Genomic DNA, 21319 nt, shown 5'->3' with positions numbered 1-21319 from the left:
TGTTATTTGTATTTTATTCATAGTCCACCTCAAGATATATTATACTACTTAATTTTTATCTTGAGAATAGTGTGATATTGATTGCGCTAAAACAACTCTACAAAAAATAATCAAGTTTTTTGTACTCAGGGATTAAATATCATCAGATTACACAAGGTCTAGTTGCTGAAAAGCATACTTAAAAAGCGGGTAAATTTAACAACTTACGTTAAACTTATCCGCTTTTTTATTGTATTATACTATACCATTTTATTAATATGTCAATTTCTCTTACCTGTTTTCAAGTCTATTTAATATACTACATTTCTTACTTGATAGCCTGATATATTTTTGTGACTTTTTGTTTATAAATCTATTATATTTACCTCATAGCCTATTTTTTCTACGAATTTAAATAGGTCTGTCGTCTTTATAAACATAGTTTTGGTGTTGGTATTTGGGTGGAAGGTCTGTATACTTTGCTCAGCTATATCCTTATCAAAGTAAAACTTTATATCGTGGTCTGTATTAAATAGTAGTCCGAAAGGTGAAACTACTCCCGGCTGGAGTTTCATTTTTTCATGTAGTAGCTCCTCTGATACTAGTCTTAGCTGTTTATCTCCGACAATTTCTTGGAATTTGCTCATATCTAATCTTTTGCTGTCGTCCAATATTACTAGATAAAAATTTTTCTTTTTCTTGTTGGTTATAAACATGGACTTGGTTCTAACTCCTTCCAGACCTTCTATAAATTTGTCAGCCAGCTCTGTTGTAACTGCCGGTTCATGCTCTACGATACTGGTTTCAATATTTAATTCGTTTAGTATTTGCTGTATTTTTTCAAATTTTTCTTTTTCTGTTAGTTCTTCCATTTTTCCTCTATCTTATACTATAAATTTTGATAATAGCTATATTTTAAAATATATTATTATTTTGTCGGCTTTTTTCTTATTATTCTTTAATAACCAAATCTTGTATTTACATATCCTCTAATGATGCACCTAGCGAAATGGATTTTGAATTTATTACAAAAACATATGATATACACCATTTTTCATAAGCTTGTCTTTATTCATTTTAATTTAATATAAAATAATTTACCATTTCTTTTTAAATTTTTTCGTATTCAACATAAAGCCAAGCGTTGAGCCGACCAAACCGCCTATTATGTGGGTTAGATTTGACACATTATCTTGTATAAATGTGCCCTCATACACCTGCTGTCCTATATAAATGACAGCGACCAATATAAATGTAACCGGTATTTCTCCGCCTTTTATGCTTGTCATGGATGCTAGTAATATAAACGCAAAGACTACTCCGCTTGCTCCAAGTAGCTGAGTTCTTGGAAAAAATATAAAATTAATCACTCCGGTTACAAATGCAGTCACTAAAATTACAAATAATAGTTTCTTAGAGCCATATTTTTCCTCTAATAGAGGTCCGATGACTAGAAACAGCATCATGTTGCCGAAAAAATGTCCCCAGTCTGCGTGTCCCAGCACATGACCAAAAAATCTGACATATGTCAGCGGGTCAAGCATAGATGACCTATAAACGCTAAAAAGCATATTTGTAGACATACCTAGTGTAAATTTATCTAATACTAAAACAACTAAGCAGGCGAAGGTAAAACCTAATACTACCGGAGAATTAAAAGATATTATAAGCCTTTTTCGATAAGAACTCATATAACAGCTCCTTTTTTTTCTTTACTTAGAAAGTATATTTTTAATATTTTGTTTACAGCTTTTCATTTAATATATATTCTGTAGGCTCAAAGTTTGTGTCTTTATATTCTAAAACCAAGCAGTCGCAATTTCTCATTATAATAAAGTTCGTAGCTTTTAATGCTCTATATTTTGACTCAAATTCCGCACCTTTAAACCAAATCCAATTTGCAATCACCAGTCCATGGGATACAACCAATACATTTGAATACGCTGAATTACCTATATTAATCAATTCATCATTAAAACGATTAAAGGCGTCTGTCATATTTTCAAGCCCTAAAGGTCCAAGGTATTTGTCATATGTACCCAATCTCAAATCAGGAAATCTTGCAAAAATCTCTACATCACTTCCGCCCTCCATAGGTCCAAAATTTACTTCTTTGAGTGATTTATATCTAGTGTATTCTACAGAATTTTTACAGATATAATTCAGCGTATCCTCTGTCCTTTCAGAGGTAGAGCAGTAACCATGGTCGAAAGATATCCCGTTTTTTTCAAAGTAATCTCCTAGGTTTATTGCCATCTGTATACCTTCTTTTGTCAAAGGTGAGTCACAATGCCCTTGGGTTTTATGCTGCACATTAAATAGTGTCTGACCATGCCTAACTAAAAAAATTTTTGCCATATATTATTCCTTTTGTAAATTTCTATTTATACTTAATTTTTTATTAAAAAGGTGTAAAGAATATCGCAAGATAGCTTTAATTTTTATCAATGCTTTCGTCAATATATACTTACTCCCTCATGCTCCAGTAACCATATTTTTTTGTCTATACCTCCGGCGTAACCTGTAAGCTTACTGTTTGTGCCAATTACTCTATGACATGGGATAATTAAGGAAATTGAATTGTGCCCTACTGCTCCTCCAACCGCCTGAGCGGACATATGCTCTTGACCACTTTTTTTTGCAATTTTAACAGCAATTTCTTTATAGGTAGTGGTTTTACCATACGGTATCTTCAGCATTTCTTCCCATACAGATTGCCTAAAGCCTGAGCATATCATCGAAAGCTTAGGAGTGAAATCAGGATTTTTACCGCTAAAATATATATCCAGCCATCTAGTCGTTTCGTCAAATATTTCTAAATTTTTTTCTTCATGCTCACTTTCAAGCGTATCTGCAAAATATTTTTGTCCGTCAAACCATAATCCTATTAGTGCTTCTCCATCACTAGCCAGTGTAATACCTCCAAGCGGTGAATTGTAATGTTTTGTAAAATCCATGATCTTCCTCTACGCTTTCCTTAATGCCAACGTATTTATTTATTCATCAGGCAAAATACCTTATATGCTGATGACACTGGCACTGTTTCCATGTTCTTTTATAATATCTAGCAAGTCCTCAGCCTTTAGCCAAATAGACGCTGTATTTTCATTTGGATGCATACCCATTATACCGCTATTTTCTGTAAGCTCCTTATCTAAAAAATACTGTACTTTACATTCCTTGTCATTTAAGATGCCCAATGGAGATACTGAGCCGGGAGAAAGTCCTAAAATAGACATTAAATCCGCCTCACTGGCAAAGCTGAGCTGGCTTGAGCCTACTTTTTCTCTAAATTCCTTTAGGTTTATCTTTTTTTCACCCTTGAGTGTTATTAAATAATAGTTTCTCTTCTTGCTGTCTCTAACAAATACGTTTTTTGCGTTTGACTCAGGATATGGCAAGTCGACATCTCTCAAGTCCTCCATTGTAAAAACAGCCTTGTGCTCCGTAATTTCATACCATATGCCACGATTTTTTAAAAATTCATACACTTCTTGTTTATTCATTTCATGTCCTTTCAATTTAATCTATTAAAAACTAGGGTATAAGCCATCCCATACAATTTTTCTATAGTTTTCCTTGTCAGTGTCGCCTTCTGTAGAAAAGCATAGTACCACTGAGTTATTATCTATTTTAAGCATTTTACGCAAATTATCAAGGCTGTCATTTTGCATAATCTCTGCTACAAATCCGGTCGTAGATGCTCCGCTTTCACCGGAAATTATTTTTTCATCATCACCAACAGGATTGGCAAGTACACGCATACCCTTTGCCGCTACATAATCAGGCATTGAAACAAAATTTTCTGCATATTGAGATAATTGCTCCCACGCCAATGAACATGGCTCTCCACAAGCAAGTCCTGCCATTATAGTGTCTAAAGCTCCGCCAACTGAGTGCAATTTGCCGTCATTTATTTCGACAGTCTTGTAAAAACAATCTGCTTTGTTTGGTTCTATAATTGTTATTATCGGCTTATCTTTTTTATACAAATCCGCAAAAAATCCGGCAATCGCTCCTGCCATAGCTCCTACGCCCGCCTGTAAAAATATGTGTGTCGGTCTTGTCTCTTGTAATTGCTCTACTACCTCTTGTGCCATTGTCGTGTAGCCTTGCATAATCCAATTTGGAATTGTCTTGTAGCCTTGCCATGCGGTATCTTGCACCAAAACCCAACCATATTTTTTAGCACACTCGTATGCAAATCTGACTGTGTCATCATAATTATACTCAGTAATTTCTGCTATTGCTCCACATTTGTGAATATTTTCCAGTCTTTCTTTTGCACTGCCTTTTGGCATATATACAACCGACTTTTGACCAAGTATCTGTGCTGTCCATGCAATCCCACGTCCATGATTGCCGTCAGTAGCTGTGACAAAGGTAATTTCTCCAAGTTTTTCTTTTATCTCAGGTGAAGTTATTTTTCCAAAATCAAGCTCGCTAATATCCATACCTAATTTGTCGGCTATGTATTTTCCTAAGCAATAGCTACCTCCAAGTGCCTTAAATGCGTTTAGTCCAAATCTTTTGCTCTCGTCTTTTACATAAATTTCTTTTATGCCTAATTCATTTGCTAGGTTGCTCAAGTGAACTAAGGGTGTTTTTTCATACATTGGAAAACTTTTGTGATATGAAATGACTTTTTGCGAAATGTCTTGCCCAAATTTTTCAGCCAAGGTGTAATCTACATTATTTAGCTCATGATGAACTGCTTTAATTGTACCATTTATTTTAAAAATTTCCTCTCAGTATAGCATTTTTCTATTAAACAAAAGGTGAGAGTATTATATTAATCTAATAGATACAACGCTCTCACAATTTTTTATAATTTTTCTAATTCGTCACCTATTAAATCAAGCCCATCAAATTCGCAAGCCTCTATCAAGCCTTTATCGCAAGCCTCGGCGATACTTGGGTCAATCGGCATTTTGCCCAATACTTTTAAATTATGCTCTTTGGCAATCTCTTCTATATGGCTTTCTCCAAAAATTTTATAAATTTTGCCGTTGTCCGGACAAAGAAAGTACGACATATTTTCTACTAGTCCAATAATTGGTATCTTCATCATTTCTGCCATATTAACAGCTTTTGTAACAATCATTGATACCAATTCCTGAGGTGAAGTCACAATTATTATGCCATCGATATTTAAAGACTGATAGACTGTTAGAGGTACATCTCCTGTACCCGGAGGCATATCTATAAACATATAATCCACATTATCCCAAATGGTATCTCCCCAAAACTGTTTTACAGCATTTGCTATGACAGGTCCTCTCCACACCAGTGAGTCTGTGTCGTTATCTAAAAATAAATTTGTAGAAATTACGTCTATACCTGTCTTAGTTTTTACCGGTATTATACCATCAGCATTGGCAAAGGCTTTTTCTTTTATACCAAAGGCTTTAGGGATTGATGGCCCTGTAATATCCGCATCTAATATAGCTGTATGAAATCCCCTTTTATTCATAGTAACTGCAAGCATAGATGTCACAAGAGATTTGCCCACGCCCCCTTTGCCACTTACTATGCCTATTACTTTTTTTACACTGCTTTTTTCATGAAGTTTTTGTGTAAAGTCGGGTTTTGCTTGCTTTTTATCGCTACAGCTTTGTGAACATGAACCGCAGCTTTGATTACAACTTTTGCTCATACGTTTTGCACCTTTTTTTAATTTTAAACGATTATTTTTTATTCTAATATCTATTATATTAACATATAAAATCAGCTCTTACAAGTGTTAACGATATATGTATAATTACAGATTTTATTTTTAATAAATTATTACACCACTTACAAATTTACATACGAATTTAAGTTAAAAACAAGGGGCACATCAATACGATATGTCCCTTGAATAATTTTTTGTAATTTAATTTCTATTTTTACTGTCTACCAAAAAGTGAGTCCCATGGATTTTGCATCTGTTGCTGTGGCTGCTGTGGTTGCTCTTTTTCAGGTACGCTGTTTGTTAGATTGATTGTTACTGTTTTTGTTTCGCCTCTGTGGTTGTATTTAATTTCAACCTTACTCATATCCCCTTGACCTACCTTGTATAGCTGTGCTTGTAGGTCAGACATATTTTTGATTTCTTGTCCGTCAAGTCCTATTATTATGTCGCCTTGTTTCATGCCTGCTGATGATGCTGGGCTATTTTTAGCTACTTGAGCTACAAAAACTCCTGATGTTTCTTTTAAGTCTAATTCTTTAGCTGCTTTTAATTGGTCTACAGATATGCCTTGTATTCCAAGTAATGGTTTATCTTTTATTTCTCCATTTTGTTTCATAAGGTCTACGAACATTTTCGCGGTATTAATCGGGATAGAAAATCCTAAGCCTTCTCCGCTGCCTTTTACTGTATTTATACCTATAACCTCTGCTTTGGAGTTTAGCAGTGGTCCGCCACTATTTCCTTGGTTTATTGAGGCATCTGTTTGAATTAGATTGCTCATGCTTACATTTTCTACATTTACACTACGTTCCAGTCCGCTTATGATACCTTGTGTTACTGTACGCTGAAACTCTAGTCCCATTGGGTTTCCTATTGCTACTGCTATATCTCCAACTTCTACCTTTGAGCTGTCACCAAGTGTTGCTACTTGTAAATTTTTGCCCTTTGTGTCCACTTTTATAAGTGCAAGGTCTAAAGATTTATCAGACCATTTTACTTCTGCCTCTTGGCTTGTTCCATCATTAAACAGCACGTTTACCTTTTGCACGTCACCATCTTGTACTACATGGGAATTGGTAAGTATATAGCCAGCTTTATCTACTATTACTCCTGTGCCTACACCTTCCATTAGTCTTGGTGAAGATGGCATACCTCCAAACATCATGTCATAGATACTACCGCTACTTTGGCTATAAAATACTGTAGTTACTCCAACAACAGATGGCATTGCTTTTTTGGCTACATTTTTATATATATTTTCAACTTCGCTTTGCTGTATGTTCTTAGATTTATCGCTTATAATTTTATCTATTTTATCCTCTATTTGTTTGTCACTTACTGTTGTAGCTCCTGAGCCTACTGCCGCTTTTTGCATTTCCCCGCTACCAGATGATATTAGAGCAAAATATGCTATTACACATCCTATTAATACTCCCATTACTGCTGCAAAAAATGTTCCTAACTTTTTTGACATAAAATTTCTCCTTTCTTGCTTTTAAAATCTATTTATAATTACCAAAATTTTGCTTAAAAATTTTTCTAGCAAAAAGATGTATTTAGCATCTATTATATAAAGGCTAATTTTTATTTTAATACCCTTTTTATAATAGATATAAAATACATCTTTTTTATTAATTAAAGCTTAAAATTTAATTTTATTTTTTAAATTTATTATATGCGTAATGGGCATATATTGATTGACTCTTATTATCTTTAGATTTATACTATTTTCGAATAGGAGGTAATGAGATGGCTAAAGTTAGTACTAATATCAACCTTGACCCGGTATTGAAAAAAATTCCCAAGAGCTTTTAAAAGAGATGGGTATGGACCTTACTACTGCTGTTACGATTTTTTTAAAACAAATGGTAAGGGAGTAAGCTTTTCCATTTGAAATAAGAAGAACTACATTAAATTCTGAAACAATCGATGCTTTAAATGAATATAAGGAAATGAAGGATAATCCTGAAAAATATAAAAGGTATAAGTCATTTTCTGAGGCACTTGATGAGGTTTTAAATGATTGATATTGTCATGTCCAATCATTTTAAAAAGGACTTAAAATTAGCAAAAAAACGTGGTTTTGATATGAAACTGCTTGATGAAGTGGTTACGACTTTAACTTTTGGTAATAAACTCCCCTCACACTATACACAACATGATTTACTAGGTAACTATGTCGGGTTTAAAGAATGTCATATTAAACCCGACTGGCTACTAATCTACAAAATTGAAAACTCTCAGCTGGAGTTGTTTCTATTTAGAACAGGTACTCGCGCTGATTTATTCGATTAAATGTTTTACAAAAAACACTCATAAAATTAGACTAATCTAGTTTTATGAGTGTTTTTTGCAATTTCAAATTATTTTTTTAGGAAATCATAAAATTTCACACGCTTGCTGTTTAGGCTTTCATATCCGTTTTGTACTGATGAAACATCGTTAGTTGATACTACTGCATTTACATCTTTTTGTTTTAAGTATTCGTACACTTTTTTTATGTTTTTTCTCTTTAAATTTGTAAATAGCATTAGTCTTTCGTCATCTCTGCCTTGGCCTGAAAATGTTGTCACTCCAAATCCCATAGCTCTTAAATCGTCTACTATAAATTCATTGTCTTTTGACGTAATAATCCTCATCTGAGCATCGCCAAATGCTAATGCAGACTCTATCTTTGAGCCTATAAATACTCCTGATGCAAAGCCAAGGCAATAGCATATCAGGTAATATTTATTGTCAAGGCTGGATACTACATTTCCAAGCACTGTAATATATATCAACACTTCAAAAAATCCTAAACAGGCAGCAATCTTTGACATTCCTTTAGTAAGTAGGATTGTTCTTATTGACATTAGTGTAACGTCGCATATTCTTGAAAAAGCAATTAATATTCCCATCAATATCATATGTGTATCCATTTAAGCCTCCAAATACATCTATTTTTATGTATCCTTTATAATTAAATATATAAACCATTTTATAGTAAAAGCTATGTAATTTCAAGATATTAGATAATTAAATTTTTGTAATATGCTTTTTTGCTACACACAAAGTGTAAATGCTGTATCTTAGCTACGTCACATGTATAACTTTTTTATATTTAAAAAGCTAAAAAGCTTACCTGCAAAAAACAGGTAAGCTTTTTACTATAGAGCTGTAGTAAAAATATTTTTTAGTTCTTAACTAAAAGATTATCTTACACCCAACCTCTTAAATCCATAGCTTCTGCTACTTTTTTAACAGAGTATGCAAATGCTGCATCTCTCATGTTTTTAGCATTGTATTGTTCTTTTGTAGTCCATACGTTGTTGAATGCTTTCATCATGTCTGCTTCTTGTTTTTCTTCAACTTCTGCTTCAGTCCAATAATATCCGTAGATATTTTGTACCCATTCATAGTAAGAAACAAGAACGCCACCGGAGTTAGTTAATACGTCTGGACAAATGTCTATTCCTCTAGCTAATAATTTTTCTGCTGCATCGTTAGTTATAGGACCGTTAGCTGCTTCGCAGATTATTTTAGCTTTAACTTTGTCTTGGTTTTCATCAGTAATAGCATTTTCCATAGCCGCTGGAACTAAAATGTCAACTGATAGTGCCCAGAATTCGTCAAGAGTAATTTCTTTTGCTCCTGGGAAACCAAGAACTGTTCCTTTTTCTTCTTTGTATTTAGCTAAATCAGCGTATTTAATTCCACTTTCATTGTAAAGTGCGAAAGTCTTTTTAGTTGCTCTGTCAAATTCTGCAACTGCAACAACTGTAGCACCTTGTCTTTCAATATTTTTAACAGTGTATTGTCCAACGTTACCAAAGCCTTGTACAGATACTTTAGCTGATTTGAAGTCTACACCATGTTTTTTAGCAAATTCTCTAGATATAACTGCTACACCAAATCCTGTAGCTTCGTTTCTACCTAAAGAGCCTAAGAATGCTGGTGGTTTACCAGTGATAACGCCAACTTCCATTCTGTCGCCATTTAGTTTAACATATTCGTCAACCATCCAAGACATTATTTGACCGTTAGTGTTAACGTCTGGTGCAGGTATATCTATTTTTTCTCCAAGATATTTATAAAGACCTCTGATATATCCTCTAGATAATCTTTCAAGTTCGCCCTTAGAAAGTTCGTGAGGGTCTACGCAGATACCACCTTTACCACCACCGTAAGGGATACCAACGATACCGCATTTAAAAGTCATCCATAAAGAAAGAGCTTTTACTTCGTCTGCATTAACATTTTGGTGAAATCTTACACCACCCTTAGATGGTCCAACTGCTGAGCTATGAGCTGATCTGTAGCCTTTGAATACTTTTACAGAGCCATCATCCATTTTTACAGGTATTGTGATTTCTATCATTCTTTGTGGTTCTTTTAATACTTCAAAATATTTTGCATCTAGTCCTAGTAAGTCACAAGCACTTTTAAGCTGATTTTGTGAGTTTTCTAGTGGATTTAATGTTTCTTTAGCCATTTTACACTCTCCCTAAAATATTATTTTATTATAACAATTAGTATGTAGTAGTGAAATTAATCATGTCTATTTTTATAAAGAAAACAATTTCATTACTTGGCTTTATTATATAACCTTGTGAATAAATTTGCAAGTATTTTTGATAAAATTTTTTAAATTTTGAATTATTTCCTGCACAATCATGAGATTTGACTCTCTGCATTTAGTTTTTTCAATTGAATTTTCAAAATTTCTTGATTTTTTTATAAAACTTTACTTTGGACAATTGACTTTTTGTGTAGTTTAAGTTATACTTTGTGTAGTTAACATTCTTATAAAATTGTTGCTATTATTAATTATTTTTCATAAGAATATTTTAAATAAGCCTTAAATGAAATGAGGTTCACATGGAATTTGGAGAAAAAATAAAAAAATTAAGAGATGAGCATAATCTGACTCAGGCAGATTTGGCTAAATCCCTAGGTGTTACAATAAAAGCTGTAAGCAACTATGAAAGCAAAAATGCTAGACCAAGATATAGAGCGACCTACAAAAAGCTGTCTGAAATTTTTGGTGTCAGTGTAAATTATCTTTTGACGGATGAAGATGACTTTGTGATGAGTGCGTCAGAAAAATACGGTTACTCCGGTGCTAAGGATGCAAAAAGGCTAGTAAGGGAAACCGCCACACTTTTTGCAGGCGGAAAACTGCCTGAAGAGGATAAGGATGCTCTTTTTGCAGCACTGCAAGAGGCATATTGGTCTGCTAAGATTGCCAACAAAAAATATTCTCCCAAAAAATTTTCTTCTCTTACGCAGGAGTAGGAATGTCAACTTATATATACGAAACAGTGCAATCTCTGATAGAAAAGTATAACACTTCAGACCCCTATCGTTTAATAAAATTAATGGGAATAAAACTGGTTTACATGAATGAGGCAAAAACCTTAATGGGCGTATACACTGTAGTTTTAAGGCAAAGAACTATAATAATAAGACAAAATCTTGGTAAATTAAAAAAATCTATTCTCGCCCATGAGCTTGGTCATGACAGCTTGCATAGGCACATAAAAAATAAGGATAACATGGTTAATTTTTTAGACGATGCCCTGTACGCTCCTTATGACAGTAAGGAGATGGAGGCAAATATTTTTGCCTGTCACCTTTTAATTCCTGATGACAGGTTTCTTTCGCTTTATAAGGAGAATTTGTCCTTTGCTGAAATGGCAAATATATTTGAAGTGCCTATTGAATTTGTAAATTTAAAGTCATACGAACTTTATAAAATGGGTATGCTTGACGCTAAAAGCTATTGTTTTGATAGACCTAGCGGTGATTTTTTATCAAAAAATTATGGTTAATTATAAATCTAATAAATAAAAACCTGCAAAATCGTTTTGATTTTGGAGGTTTTTATTTTATCCTCTTATATGATAGTTCAATGGAAATATTTAAATACTTCTAATGTATTTTGTCATGTCGCATAAGCAAGCTTTGTTCGCCTAGAGCTTTTGAATTTTAGTATTAATTTAGCACCTCTAGCCATTTTTCAACCTTAATTATAGGGTTTAAGTTATAAAAAAGTGGGTTTCCATTTTCGTCTTTTGAGGCAAAACTTTTCATATATTCGCTAGAAGGTTCTTCTATTCCAAACGCTATGATATAAAGCTTGATGCCTCTTTGTTTTAGAGTTTCAGCCTCCGATTTAATAGTATATGGCAAATAGTAATAATATTTATTGTTGTTGCCACCACCATCATTAAAGGCATGACAATAGCTTGGTATCACTGTATTATTTGATTTCTTCTTCATTTTTTGTATAGTATATGATATTACTATATGAAGTCGGTTCAATACTTCCAAATGGAACTATAGCAATCCTAGCTTTATCATTTATTTTAAATTCTTTTTTGACAAATTTTTTTGCAGTCTCTCTAGCATATACTATTAATTCATCATTTTTCGTGATTTTACGGTACATTGAGTTTGAACAGTCAATAACTAATACAACATCATTGCTTTTTTGATAGTCTTTTGCCTGCGCTGTTAATGTCATTTTATATGTATTTGCTTTGTTAAGTATTTTTTCTAATTTACGATATGTAATTACTTGCCCCTCTTGGTGTGGGTGGTCAAGGTTACATCCAATTGCATAGGAATTATTTGCACTTTGCACTATTGTATTTAGCAAAATTAACGCTAATATTTAGGTGAGAAAAAATTTTTTTCATTGTAAGCTCCTTTTGATGCGAAATTTATTATATCTGTTTACATTCACAAATTTCTTCTAATTTTATATTAGCTAGTAGCTATTCTTATGTCAATAAGTAATCAACGGCAAAATAAAAAACATTCAAAATCAATCTATGATTTTGAATGTTTTTTATTAAAGCTTTTTAATTAAAATTGTAATATCAGCTTTAGCAATAGCAATAACATACTCGTAAGCTCTAATACTACTGCTGTTATAAAAAAAACAGATGGCATGAAATTCATTTTAATACCTCTACCTTTAAACATCTTAAAATTATCTTTCTTTTTTCAATTATAGCACAAAAATGTAATTTGTATATAAAATTTTTTGCATAAAGAAGTAGCATAAATTTCTTTTTAATGTGTAGGCTACAATTTTCAAAGTAATTTAGTATTAAATAAATTTCACTATAAAAATTAAAAAATGTAGCTCTGATTTCTCAGATACTACATTTTTACTAATAATTTAAGTTCCAATAAAATATTTTTCTATTGTTTAAGACAACATTTTTTAGAAAAAAAAGCAATTAACTTATTTTTCCCTAAATTTTAAATATAAGGCCCTATTTACTGTAAATGTCAGCCAATTAAATTGCTCTATTTCAAACCAATTTATCTTTATTTTTTAATTAAATCCGGATAGTCAGACACCCTCAAGTCTTTATCAATTTCAAATATCAATGGCTTACCTGTTGGTAATTCAAGGTTCATTATGTCGTCCTTGCTGATATCCATTAGATACATTATAAGTGCTCTTAGTGAATTGCCATGTGCTGCTATTATAACATTTTTACCATTTTTTATATCTTGGCTGATGTCACTTTCCCAATATGGCAACACTCTAGCAATTGTATCCTTTAGGCTTTCCCCCTTTGGAAGTTCTGACGGTTTTAAATCTTTATATCTAGGGTCGAACTTTGGATTTCTTTCATCATCGTCTTCAAGCAAAGGAGGATTTACATCAAAACTCCTTCTCCAAATGTGTACTTGTTCATCTCCATATTTTTCGGCAGTTTCTTTTTTGTTAAGTCCTTGAAGTGCTCCGTAGTGGCGTTCGTTTAATCTCCATGACTTTTTAACCGGTATATACATTTCGTCTATTTCTTCAAGAATTATATTTAAGGTTTTTATAGCTCTTTTTTGGTATGAAGTATATGCCATGTCAAAAGTAATACCTTGCTGTTTTATTTCTATACCTGCATTTTTTGCCTCTTCTACACCTTTTTCAGATAAATCAACGTCTTTCCAACCTGTAAATTTATTTTCTAAATTCCATTGGCTTTGTCCATGTCTTACCATTACAAGTTTCATAAATTTTCCTCCAAATTTTTTAGTTAATTGTTTCTTTGTGATTAATAATGCTTTAGCATTATAAATTAAATTTTAAACTTTTTTTAGTCTTTTCAGCCTATAATCTCTATTCAATATCAAAATCGGTAAAAGGCCTCCTGTTAGGGGTACTTTTAAATGTCAAAATCTCTTTTTTAGTAGGATGCGGAAAACTTAAACTGTATGCGTGCAAGGCTATTGCTCTTGGCAATTCAATTTTTGAGCCATATTTTTTATCTCCAGCTACAGCATAACCACGACTTGAAAATTGCACTCTTATTTGGTGTGACCTGCCAGTCAAAAGATGTATTTTAAGTAGGCTTGTATTCGTATCTGAATGATAAGAAATTACCTCGTATTCCAATATAGCTAGCTTACCCTTATTTTTATCCTTTGTAATTGAAACTATATTCTTTGCAGAGTCTTTTATCAAATAATCCTGATATCTGCCTGATTTTTGTTCTAATTCTCCTTCAACTACGCAAAGATAAATTTTATCAAATTCATCTTTTCTAATACTATCCGAAAGTCTTGACGCTGCCTTTGAGGTTCTAGCAAATACCATTACTCCTGAGGTTACGGTATCAAGTCTATGAACCAGTCCTAAAAAAACTTCTCCTGGCTTTTGATATTTTTCCTTGATGTATGCTTTTAAAAGTGTAAGCATATCATTATCCTTGGAGCTATCTTCTTGTGATAATACTCCGATTGGTTTATCCGCCACTATTATATGGTTATCTTCATAAATTATTCTTGGCAAGTCCATTAATTGCTCTCACTTGCTTTCGGATTTTCAAATGCTGTAAAGTATGGTGACTCTTTTTTATGTTTTTCAAGCGCTTTTGAACTCTTTAGTTTAGAAACAAGCGTTCCAGGTCCACCTATACAGCCTACAGGGCAACCCATACCTTCAAGCAGATAGCCATTATATTTTCCTGCCTTTGCCATCTTTAGCATCTTCATACATTCATGCAGTCCAGGAGCATTGTATCTTTTTACCTCTATGCTTGGGTCCATTTCTGCTATTGTATTTACTATCGCTTGAGCAACTCCGCCCGGTGCAGCAAAGCCTCTGCCTGACAATGACGCGTCCTCCACTTCTGCTTTAGTCTGGTCTAGGCTGATTAAATCTATGTTTTTAGCTACTATCATGCCCATTAATTCTTCGTAGGTTATAACAAAATCTATTAAATCTCTAAGTGACTCCTGCGATGCCTCTGTCTTTTTAGCTATGCAAGGACCGATAAAGCATACTTTTTCACCTTGATTGTGGTTTTTTACATATTTTGCTGTAGCTACCATTGGTGTGGCTGAGGAGCTAATATTTTTTGCCAATTCCGGGAAATTTTTTGTAGCTGCCAAATACCAAGATGGGCAACAAGATGTTCCTAAAAAGTCTAAATCTTTGCCTACTCTTTCTATATATTCTTTTGCCTCTTTTTTAGACTCTATATCTGCTCCAAGGGCGACTTCTACAACTGATTTAAAGCCAAGTTGTTTAACTGCGTCTTTAATCATTTCAGGTGTTGCCAATGGTCCAAATTGTCCTACAAATGATGGTGCAATTATTGCATGGATTTTTTCACCGTTTTTTATAGCTTGTATTAGCTGATATATTTCTGATTTGTCAGAAATTGCCCCAAATGGACAGCTAACAAGACACATTCCACAAGTCACACATTTGTCTTGATTAATTATTGCTCTGCCTAGATAGTCAGACTCTATTGCCTTTACTCCACAAGCAGATGCACATGGTCTATCAAACATAACTATGGCATTGTATGGACATATTTCTTTACATTTTCCACATCTTATACATTTTGACTCATCTATTATTGTAGAATTTTCTCCCATGCTGATAGCGTTGACAGGACATACCTGTATACATGGATGTGCTAAGCACTTTCTACAGTTATTTGTCACTCTATATGTTTTTGTGGGGCAAGCCTCGCAAGCAAAAGGTATTACCTGCACTAAGTTGTCTTGTATTATTCTTTGCGGTTTATCTATTTCTTCCCAACCCTCTGAAAGTCTAGAGTGTTCATTTATTTGTCTCATTTTCATGCCAAGAGCCATACGAACTCTCTCACCCAATATCGCTCTTTCCTTAAATATAGAGCTACGATACTTTGCAACTTCGCCTGGTAATATATTATATACTGAGTTTTCTATATTTTGTGCCAGCTTTGAATTATCATCGTAAGCCATATTCGCTACCTCAGCAAATACCATCCTGCGAAGTTGTATCAGCGGTGTATAATCTTCCTTCATTATTTAGTCCCCTCCATTATTTTTTCCATCACCTTTGGAGCTGAAGCGTTATAAATTTTTTCTCCGTTTATTATTACTATTGGGGCTAAATTTTCCTTGCCCTTACATTCTTGTGTACAGGGAACTGGGCTAACTGTAATGCTGCCTTGTGGAACAATTGAATCCAATTCTTCTATTTCGTTTTTTAAATCTTCAACCTTTTCTAGCAAATGCAATGCACCCATCATTGAGCACCTTGCTCCGCAGCAGATATCTATGTGGATTTGTTTCATTTTCCCCTCCCTAATAGGAAATTTATTTTAACAGATTTGCATCTGTTTTAAAGCAAATTCAAAAACATATGTCAGCTAAAATTAATAAGATTTATCTTCTAACAATTTTTTATTTACCTATTTTTTTGATAAAATCAATTATCTTTTGACTTGCTGTACCATCTCCATATGGATTTACCGCATTTGCCATGGAGTCATAAGTATTTTTGTCATCTAAAAGCTGTTTAATATTCTTGTATACTGTCTGCTCATCAACTCCAACCACCTTTACCGTACCAGCCTCTACAGCCTCAGGACGTTCTGTCTCTGTTCTTAAAACCAATACCGGTTTTCCTATAGATGGTGCCTCCTCTTGCAAGCCTCCACTATCTGTTAGTACAAAGTGTGATTTAGCAATAAGATTTGCAAATTCGACATATTCTAACGGTTTAATCAATCTTATGTTCTTTGATATAAGCATTTCATTCGCTTTTTTTACAATGTCCGGATTTAAATGTACCGGATATACTACCTGAATGTCATCGTACTCGTCAGCAACTCTGTTTACTGCTCTAAAAATCTGACTCATTGGCTCGCCCCAGTTTTCTCTCCTATGACAAGTCATCAGCAAGATTTTTTTGCTTAAATCTATACCATCAAAATCCGATTTTTTAGAAAAGTCATAGTTTTTGTCTACTACTAGGTGCAGTGCATCAATCACTGTATTGCCTGTAATAACTATGTTTTTTTCGTTGATATTTTCTTTAACCAAATTCTGATAATTGCTTGTAGTTGGAGAGAAATGATATGTAGCCAATGTACCGATTAACTTTCTGTTCATTTCCTCAGGAAAAGGTGAATATATATTACCTGTTCTTAGTCCTGCCTCTACATGACCTACCGGCACTTTTTCATAAAATGCGGCTAGTGCTGCTGAAAATGATGTGGATGTATCCCCATGGACTAATATTAAATCAGGTCTGAAGTCATTTTTTATTACTTCCAAAACTCCGTTTAATATCCTAGTAGTAATGTCACCGATAGTTTGTCCATGCTTCATAATATCTAAATCAAAGTCCGGATGTATGTCAAATATTTCTAAAACACTGTCAAGCATCTGCCTGTGCTGAGCGGTGACTAGAACCTTTGAGTCAAAGTAGTCATCTTTTTCTAAAAGCTTTACAAGCGGAGCCATTTTAATAGCCTCCGGTCTTGTACCAAAAACTGACATAATCTTAAATTTTGCCATTTTATCTCCTAATTTAATTTGTGAAAAAATTTTTACCAAATTAATTTGCTTTTTTGAGTATTCTAAATTTTGCCAGTACATAAATTATTAGTACAGTATCTGCTAAAAGTACAAAAACTGAAAATCTTCTGCCTGCCTCTGCTATAAAATATGCCGATAAGCCTAGCATGGCACTCATCATATATAAAATAAGCACTGTCTGTTTTTGGTTAAGACCTGTACTTAAAAGTCTGTGGTGCAAATGCCCTTTGTCCGCCTGCATAATCGGCTGACCATTTTTTGTACGTCTGATTATCGCAAAGGTCGTATCAAAAATCGGAATACCAAGTGTCACTATAGGTATAAATACTGCAAGTGCCGCAGCAGACTTGATTGTGGTTGTCATAGAAATCACCGACAATGTAAAGCCCAAAAACAGTGAGCCGGTATCGCCCATGAATATTTTTGCAGGGTTAAAATTATACGGCAAAAATCCCAGTATCGCTCCAATAAGAGCAATCAGTATAGATGTATAGTAATAGTCACCATTTTTTAGTAGTATTAAGGCAAGCGTCATGGACGAAATCGCAGAAATCCCCGCCGCTAATCCATCCAAGCCATCAATTAGATTTACGGTATTTGTTATACCTACTATCCAAAATATTGTAATAGGAATACTCATATATCCTAAGAAAAAGTATTCCATAGGCACAAATGGGTTGGCAATAAATTTTATTCTAACCATAAATAAAGTAATTATAGCTGCTGCTACTATTTGTAAAAACAACTTTAGCTTTGCATTTAAGTCATATATATCGTCTAAAACTCCCATTATGATGATAATACATAAAGCCGCAAACATCACTAAAATTTCCGGTTTGACTTCATTTAAAAATATTGTGGATAAGAAAAATGCTATAGCAATAGCCAGTCCGCCAAGCCTTGGTATAGGAACTTTATGCACTCTCCTATTATCCTTTGGAACATCAATCGCTCCAATTTTTTTTGCTAATTTTATTACTAAGGGTGTAACTACATAGGAAATTGCCCCTGATGTTATAAAAAGTAATATAAAAAGCTTAGTTGTTGAAATATACTGCGTAATACCTAACATTTTTGCTCCTGTTTTTCTTTTTGAGCCTTATCAAATCCTGACAAAGAGTCATCGTTTGTTATCCACTCGTCCACCAAGGTTTCTTTGTAATTATCCTTGTCAATTCTTGATATGACCTTTTCAATGCCGGAATTTATTATTAATCTTTTGCACAAAGTACAAGGCTCAGCATTTTTCACATAGCTTGAATTATCTGCCTCAATACCGACAAGATATAAGGTAGCTGCAAGCATATCCTTTCTGCCGGCTGAAATTATAGAATTCATTTCAGCATGGACTGACCTGCAAGCCTCATATCTTTGCCCGCTAGGAATATTAAATTCTTTGCGATAACAAAATCCCAAATCTATGCAATTTTCTCTGCCTCTAGGTGCTCCAGTGTAGCCGGTCGATATTATTTCATCATTTTTAACTATTATACTTCCGTAATTTCTCCTAAGACAAGTTCCCCTAGAAAGTACCTGCTCAGCTATATCCAGATAATAATTTATCTTATCTCGTCTATCCAAGTTTATCTCCTACTTAGTACCAAAAATCCTATCCCCTGCATCTCCAAGACCGGGAACAATATACATATCTTCATTTAGTCTTTCGTCTAAGGCTGCAAGATATATATCAACATCCGGATGCTTTTCTTGTAGTTCTTTAACACCCTCAGGAGCACCTACTAAACATACAAGCTTGATATTTTTTGGGTTAAATCTTTTCAGCATATCTATAGCCATACACGCAGAGCCACCTGTAGCAAGCATTGGGTCTACAAGGATTAGCTCTCTTTGGTCTGTATCTTGTGGCATCTTGCAAAAATATTCTACCGGTTTTTTGCTTTCGTGGTCTCTGTATAATCCAACGTGTCCTACCTTTGCCTGTGGCACTAGCTCTAGTATACCATCAACCATTCCAAGCCCTGCTCTTAATATTGGTACAACAGCTAATTTTTTACCGCTTAACATTTTTGCTTTTGTCTCAGTTATTGGAGTTTTAATAGTGACTTCCTCTAACGGCAAATCTCTTGTTACTTCATATCCCATAAGCATACCAATTTCTTTTACCAGCTGACGAAATAAGCCTGAATTTGTGTTTACATCTCTTAATATTGCTAACTTGTGCATAATTAGCGGATGGTCTAAAATAACAACTTTTGACATTTGTGCCCCTTTTCAATTTTAAATTTCATACTTAAAAAATGTGAATAAAATTTACAATAAAAATAATTTATAAAACAGAAATTTATTCTTCTTCTATCTTCATTATTTTATCAACTCTTTTTTGGTGTCTGCCACCTTCAAATTTAGCCGACAAATACGCATCTACTATAGTGTAGGCAATTTCCTCTCCGACTGTCCTGCCACCAAGAGCAATCATGTTGCAATTGTTGTGCTCTACTGATTTTGCAGCACTGTATGTGTCTGACAAATTGGCACATCTTATGCCTTTAACCTTATTAGCCGCTATAGATATGCCTATGCCTGTTCCGCAAAAAATCATACCGCAATCAACTTCTTTATTAACTACACCTTCTGCTACTAATTTTGCAAAATCAGGATAGTCTACTGAGTCTTTGGAAAATGTTCCATAATCCTTTAATTCATATCCCTTTTCATTCAAATATTTTTTTATTTTTTCCTTTAGCTCATAGCCACCGTGGTCTGCACCTAGCCCTATTTTCCTCATAATATCTCCTAATCTATTTATGATTTTAAAATATCCGATATTTTATACTTATTCGATTATATTGTCTTATGCCCAGCAGCCTTGTTTAGCCTGTCCATAATTGAAAACCCTATGCCTATCGGTTCAAACGCAGTAATATACGCTTTTTCATACCCCTTTTTGTCTAGGGTTCTTAGAGCTGTATAGATATTTTTAGCTATTTCTTCATAGCTATCTCCTAATCCTATAAATTCTGTTAGAAAACATCCCATAAAACTTCTTCCAAGTGCAACACTTTTTATGCCGTTTTTTTGGTCTTCTGCCAGTTTAGCTTGGATTTTGGCAATTTTTTCTAATTCCTTTCCAGTCACTATATATATTTCACAATTTGGCGAATAGTGCTTGTATTTCATGCCGGGTGATTTTGGTGCAGCATTTGTGTCACTAAGGTTGGTATCCAATAATACATCCTCGTCTAAAACCTCTTGTAGGTCTTTTTTGGTTATATAACCAGGTCTAAGGATTGTAACCTTGTCACCGGTAGTGTCTACAACCGTTGACTCTATACCGATATTTGCCTCTCCACCCAAAACTATCATATCCACCTTGCCCATGAATTCTTCTACCAAAAAATTCTCTGAGGTTATTGAGGGTTTCCCTGAGATGTTGGCAGATGGTGCTGCAATAGGTACTCCTGATTTTTTTATTATATCATCAGCTATTTTATTGCTTGGCATTCTGATTGCTACAGTTTCCAAGCCTCCTGTAGTTGTCATCGGCACAGAATTTTTCTTGTTTGTGATAATTGTAATCGGACCTGGCCAAAAATGCTCTGCAATTTTTTTTGCTTGCTCTGAAAAGTCTTTTGCTACCATATCTACCATATCCATATCGCAGACATGAACAATAAGTGGATTATCTGACGGTCTGCCCTTTGCAAGATATATTTTTTCTGCGGCTTGACTTTTCATTGCATTTGCACCTATACCATAGACTGTTTCTGTCGGAAAGATTAAAAGTCCTGATTTTTTAATGATCTTTGCCGCCTCTTTGATTACTTCTTCATAATTTGTAGTGTCAATTTTTCTTATGATGGTTTCCATTTTCTTTTCTTTCAA

The 21319-nt window shown here is 33.9% G+C and carries 25 protein-coding genes; 3 read left to right on the top strand and 22 right to left on the bottom strand.

Annotated features, from left to right (window positions below):
- Nucleotides 1-344: 344 nt before the first annotated feature.
- The 8 genes from BBG48_RS08125 to BBG48_RS08090 all read right to left on the bottom strand — a co-directional run bounded on the left by BBG48_RS08125 (nt 345) and on the right by BBG48_RS08090 (nt 7127).
- Complete coding sequence (locus BBG48_RS08125; RefSeq protein ID WP_068912987.1) at nt 345-851, bottom strand: prolyl-tRNA synthetase associated domain-containing protein; 507 nt, start codon at nt 849-851, stop codon at nt 345-347.
- Between the two features lie 225 nt (nt 852-1076).
- Nucleotides 1077-1670 (bottom strand): rhomboid family intramembrane serine protease, encoded by a 594-nt coding sequence (locus BBG48_RS08120; RefSeq protein ID WP_068912985.1) that lies wholly within the window; start codon nt 1668-1670, stop codon nt 1077-1079.
- Nucleotides 1671-1722: 52 nt separating this feature from the next.
- Nucleotides 1723-2337 carry a histidine phosphatase family protein gene (locus tag BBG48_RS08115; protein WP_068912984.1) on the bottom strand — a complete coding sequence of 205 codons (615 nt, stop codon included), beginning with the start codon at nt 2335-2337 and terminating at the stop codon, nt 1723-1725.
- Nucleotides 2338-2435: 98 nt separating this feature from the next.
- Nucleotides 2436-2936 carry a methylated-DNA--[protein]-cysteine S-methyltransferase gene (locus tag BBG48_RS08110; RefSeq protein WP_068912982.1) on the bottom strand — a complete coding sequence of 167 codons (501 nt, stop codon included), beginning with the start codon at nt 2934-2936 and terminating at the stop codon, nt 2436-2438.
- Between the two features lie 60 nt (nt 2937-2996).
- A complete protein-coding gene (locus BBG48_RS08105) occupies nt 2997-3485 on the bottom strand; it encodes a prolyl-tRNA synthetase associated domain-containing protein (protein WP_068912980.1) in 489 nt (162 codons plus the stop codon).
- A 24-nt stretch (nt 3486-3509) separates the two neighbouring features.
- Nucleotides 3510-4700 carry a diaminopropionate ammonia-lyase gene (gene dpaL, locus BBG48_RS08100; RefSeq protein ID WP_330410368.1) on the bottom strand — a complete coding sequence of 397 codons (1191 nt, stop codon included), beginning with the start codon at nt 4698-4700 and terminating at the stop codon, nt 3510-3512.
- A gap of 104 nt (nt 4701-4804) precedes the next feature.
- Nucleotides 4805-5635: an Mrp/NBP35 family ATP-binding protein gene (locus tag BBG48_RS08095; protein WP_068912976.1), complete on the bottom strand. Its 831-nt coding sequence runs from the start codon at nt 5633-5635 to the stop codon at nt 4805-4807.
- Between the two features lie 232 nt (nt 5636-5867).
- Entirely contained in the window at nt 5868-7127 is a 1260-nt protein-coding gene (locus BBG48_RS08090; protein WP_068912974.1) for a S1C family serine protease, read from the bottom strand.
- Between the two features lie 545 nt (nt 7128-7672).
- Here BBG48_RS08090 and BBG48_RS08080 point away from each other — a divergent pair.
- Nucleotides 7673-7948 (top strand): type II toxin-antitoxin system YafQ family toxin, encoded by a 276-nt coding sequence (locus BBG48_RS08080; RefSeq protein ID WP_068912972.1) that lies wholly within the window; start codon nt 7673-7675, stop codon nt 7946-7948.
- Nucleotides 7949-8016: 68 nt separating this feature from the next.
- On the opposite strand, the gene BBG48_RS08075 is transcribed toward BBG48_RS08080, so the two are convergent.
- Nucleotides 8017-8571 (bottom strand): DUF2179 domain-containing protein, encoded by a 555-nt coding sequence (locus BBG48_RS08075; RefSeq protein WP_068912970.1) that lies wholly within the window; start codon nt 8569-8571, stop codon nt 8017-8019.
- 278 nt (nt 8572-8849) lie between these two features.
- Nucleotides 8850-10124 carry a Glu/Leu/Phe/Val family dehydrogenase gene (locus BBG48_RS08070; protein ID WP_068912968.1) on the bottom strand — a complete coding sequence of 425 codons (1275 nt, stop codon included), beginning with the start codon at nt 10122-10124 and terminating at the stop codon, nt 8850-8852.
- Nucleotides 10125-10510: 386 nt separating this feature from the next.
- On the opposite strand from BBG48_RS08070, the gene BBG48_RS08065 reads away from it, so the two are divergent.
- On the top strand, nt 10511-10927 hold the full coding sequence (locus BBG48_RS08065) for a helix-turn-helix domain-containing protein (protein WP_068912966.1): 417 nt from the start codon (nt 10511-10513) through the stop codon (nt 10925-10927).
- A 2-nt stretch (nt 10928-10929) separates the two neighbouring features.
- Nucleotides 10930-11463 (top strand): ImmA/IrrE family metallo-endopeptidase, encoded by a 534-nt coding sequence (locus tag BBG48_RS08060; protein ID WP_068912965.1) that lies wholly within the window; start codon nt 10930-10932, stop codon nt 11461-11463.
- A 163-nt stretch (nt 11464-11626) separates the two neighbouring features.
- On the opposite strand, the gene BBG48_RS08055 is transcribed toward BBG48_RS08060, so the two are convergent.
- The 12 genes from BBG48_RS08055 to BBG48_RS08000 form a co-directional block, all read right to left on the bottom strand.
- A complete protein-coding gene (locus tag BBG48_RS08055) occupies nt 11627-11914 on the bottom strand; it encodes a hypothetical protein (protein WP_158527919.1) in 288 nt (95 codons plus the stop codon).
- Nucleotides 11895-12293, bottom strand: a complete 399-nt coding sequence (locus BBG48_RS08050) for a vWA domain-containing protein (RefSeq protein ID WP_068912960.1) — start codon at nt 12291-12293, stop codon at nt 11895-11897. Before BBG48_RS08050 ends, BBG48_RS08055 begins: the two co-directional genes overlap by 20 nt.
- Before the next feature lie 680 nt (nt 12294-12973).
- Nucleotides 12974-13666 carry a 2,3-diphosphoglycerate-dependent phosphoglycerate mutase gene (gene gpmA, locus BBG48_RS08045; protein WP_068912958.1) on the bottom strand — a complete coding sequence of 231 codons (693 nt, stop codon included), beginning with the start codon at nt 13664-13666 and terminating at the stop codon, nt 12974-12976.
- A 106-nt stretch (nt 13667-13772) separates the two neighbouring features.
- The gene (locus BBG48_RS08040; RefSeq protein ID WP_068912956.1) at nt 13773-14450 is read right to left on the bottom strand and encodes an RluA family pseudouridine synthase; all 678 of its coding nucleotides are present in this window, start codon (nt 14448-14450) and stop codon (nt 13773-13775) included.
- Nucleotides 14450-15955 (bottom strand): 4Fe-4S dicluster domain-containing protein, encoded by a 1506-nt coding sequence (locus BBG48_RS08035; protein WP_068912955.1) that lies wholly within the window; start codon nt 15953-15955, stop codon nt 14450-14452. Before BBG48_RS08035 ends, BBG48_RS08040 begins: the two co-directional genes overlap by 1 nt.
- The gene (locus tag BBG48_RS08030; protein ID WP_068912949.1) at nt 15955-16227 is read right to left on the bottom strand and encodes a (2Fe-2S) ferredoxin domain-containing protein; all 273 of its coding nucleotides are present in this window, start codon (nt 16225-16227) and stop codon (nt 15955-15957) included. Before BBG48_RS08030 ends, BBG48_RS08035 begins: the two co-directional genes overlap by 1 nt.
- Nucleotides 16228-16336: 109 nt before the next feature.
- Nucleotides 16337-17455, bottom strand: a complete 1119-nt coding sequence (wecB, locus tag BBG48_RS08025; RefSeq protein ID WP_068913059.1) for a non-hydrolyzing UDP-N-acetylglucosamine 2-epimerase — start codon at nt 17453-17455, stop codon at nt 16337-16339.
- Nucleotides 17456-17495: 40 nt separating this feature from the next.
- Nucleotides 17496-18548, bottom strand: coding sequence for a glycosyltransferase family 4 protein (locus BBG48_RS08020; RefSeq protein WP_068912947.1), 1053 nt, complete (start codon nt 18546-18548; stop codon nt 17496-17498).
- Entirely contained in the window at nt 18542-19057 is a 516-nt protein-coding gene (locus tag BBG48_RS08015) for a deoxycytidylate deaminase (RefSeq protein WP_068912945.1), read from the bottom strand. The genes BBG48_RS08020 and BBG48_RS08015 overlap by 7 nt, the downstream gene beginning before the upstream one ends.
- Before the next feature lie 9 nt (nt 19058-19066).
- Nucleotides 19067-19696 (bottom strand): uracil phosphoribosyltransferase, encoded by a 630-nt coding sequence (gene upp, locus BBG48_RS08010; RefSeq protein WP_068912943.1) that lies wholly within the window; start codon nt 19694-19696, stop codon nt 19067-19069.
- Nucleotides 19697-19778: 82 nt separating this feature from the next.
- Nucleotides 19779-20222: a ribose 5-phosphate isomerase B gene (rpiB, locus tag BBG48_RS08005; RefSeq protein WP_068912941.1), complete on the bottom strand. Its 444-nt coding sequence runs from the start codon at nt 20220-20222 to the stop codon at nt 19779-19781.
- A gap of 56 nt (nt 20223-20278) precedes the next feature.
- A complete protein-coding gene (locus BBG48_RS08000) occupies nt 20279-21319 on the bottom strand; it encodes an L-threonylcarbamoyladenylate synthase (protein ID WP_308592796.1) in 1041 nt (346 codons plus the stop codon).

It is taken from the genome of Criibacterium bergeronii, assembly GCF_001693775.2.
Classification (GTDB): Bacteria; Bacillota; Clostridia; order Peptostreptococcales; family Filifactoraceae; genus Peptoanaerobacter; species Peptoanaerobacter bergeronii.
This window is presented reverse-complemented; position numbering and strand designations above follow the sequence as displayed.

Bases quoted from the DNA above. Each gene is read 5' to 3' on its own strand.
- BBG48_RS08125 (WP_068912987.1), bottom strand. From the start codon at position 851: ATGGAAGAACTAACAGAAAAAGAAAAATTTGAAAAAATACAGCAAATA.
- BBG48_RS08120 (WP_068912985.1), bottom strand. From the start codon at position 1,670: ATGAGTTCTTATCGAAAAAGGCTTATAATATCTTTTAATTCTCCGGTA.
- BBG48_RS08115 (WP_068912984.1), bottom strand. From the start codon at position 2,337: ATGGCAAAAATTTTTTTAGTTAGGCATGGTCAGACACTATTTAATGTG.
- BBG48_RS08110 (WP_068912982.1), bottom strand. From the start codon at position 2,936: ATGGATTTTACAAAACATTACAATTCACCGCTTGGAGGTATTACACTG.
- BBG48_RS08105 (WP_068912980.1), bottom strand. From the start codon at position 3,485: ATGAATAAACAAGAAGTGTATGAATTTTTAAAAAATCGTGGCATATGG.
- BBG48_RS08095 (WP_068912976.1), bottom strand. From the start codon at position 5,635: ATGAGCAAAAGTTGTAATCAAAGCTGCGGTTCATGTTCACAAAGCTGT.
- BBG48_RS08090 (WP_068912974.1), bottom strand. From the start codon at position 7,127: ATGTCAAAAAAGTTAGGAACATTTTTTGCAGCAGTAATGGGAGTATTA.
- BBG48_RS08080 (WP_068912972.1), top strand. From the start codon at position 7,673: ATGATTGATATTGTCATGTCCAATCATTTTAAAAAGGACTTAAAATTA.
- BBG48_RS08075 (WP_068912970.1), bottom strand. From the start codon at position 8,571: ATGGATACACATATGATATTGATGGGAATATTAATTGCTTTTTCAAGA.
- BBG48_RS08070 (WP_068912968.1), bottom strand. From the start codon at position 10,124: ATGGCTAAAGAAACATTAAATCCACTAGAAAACTCACAAAATCAGCTT.
- BBG48_RS08065 (WP_068912966.1), top strand. From the start codon at position 10,511: ATGGAATTTGGAGAAAAAATAAAAAAATTAAGAGATGAGCATAATCTG.
- BBG48_RS08060 (WP_068912965.1), top strand. From the start codon at position 10,930: ATGTCAACTTATATATACGAAACAGTGCAATCTCTGATAGAAAAGTAT.
- BBG48_RS08055 (WP_158527919.1), bottom strand. From the start codon at position 11,914: ATGAAGAAGAAATCAAATAATACAGTGATACCAAGCTATTGTCATGCC.
- gpmA (WP_068912958.1), bottom strand. From the start codon at position 13,666: ATGAAACTTGTAATGGTAAGACATGGACAAAGCCAATGGAATTTAGAA.
- BBG48_RS08040 (WP_068912956.1), bottom strand. From the start codon at position 14,450: ATGGACTTGCCAAGAATAATTTATGAAGATAACCATATAATAGTGGCG.
- BBG48_RS08035 (WP_068912955.1), bottom strand. From the start codon at position 15,955: ATGAAGGAAGATTATACACCGCTGATACAACTTCGCAGGATGGTATTT.
- BBG48_RS08030 (WP_068912949.1), bottom strand. From the start codon at position 16,227: ATGAAACAAATCCACATAGATATCTGCTGCGGAGCAAGGTGCTCAATG.
- wecB (WP_068913059.1), bottom strand. From the start codon at position 17,455: ATGGCAAAATTTAAGATTATGTCAGTTTTTGGTACAAGACCGGAGGCT.
- BBG48_RS08020 (WP_068912947.1), bottom strand. From the start codon at position 18,548: ATGTTAGGTATTACGCAGTATATTTCAACAACTAAGCTTTTTATATTA.
- upp (WP_068912943.1), bottom strand. From the start codon at position 19,696: ATGTCAAAAGTTGTTATTTTAGACCATCCGCTAATTATGCACAAGTTA.
- rpiB (WP_068912941.1), bottom strand. From the start codon at position 20,222: ATGAGGAAAATAGGGCTAGGTGCAGACCACGGTGGCTATGAGCTAAAG.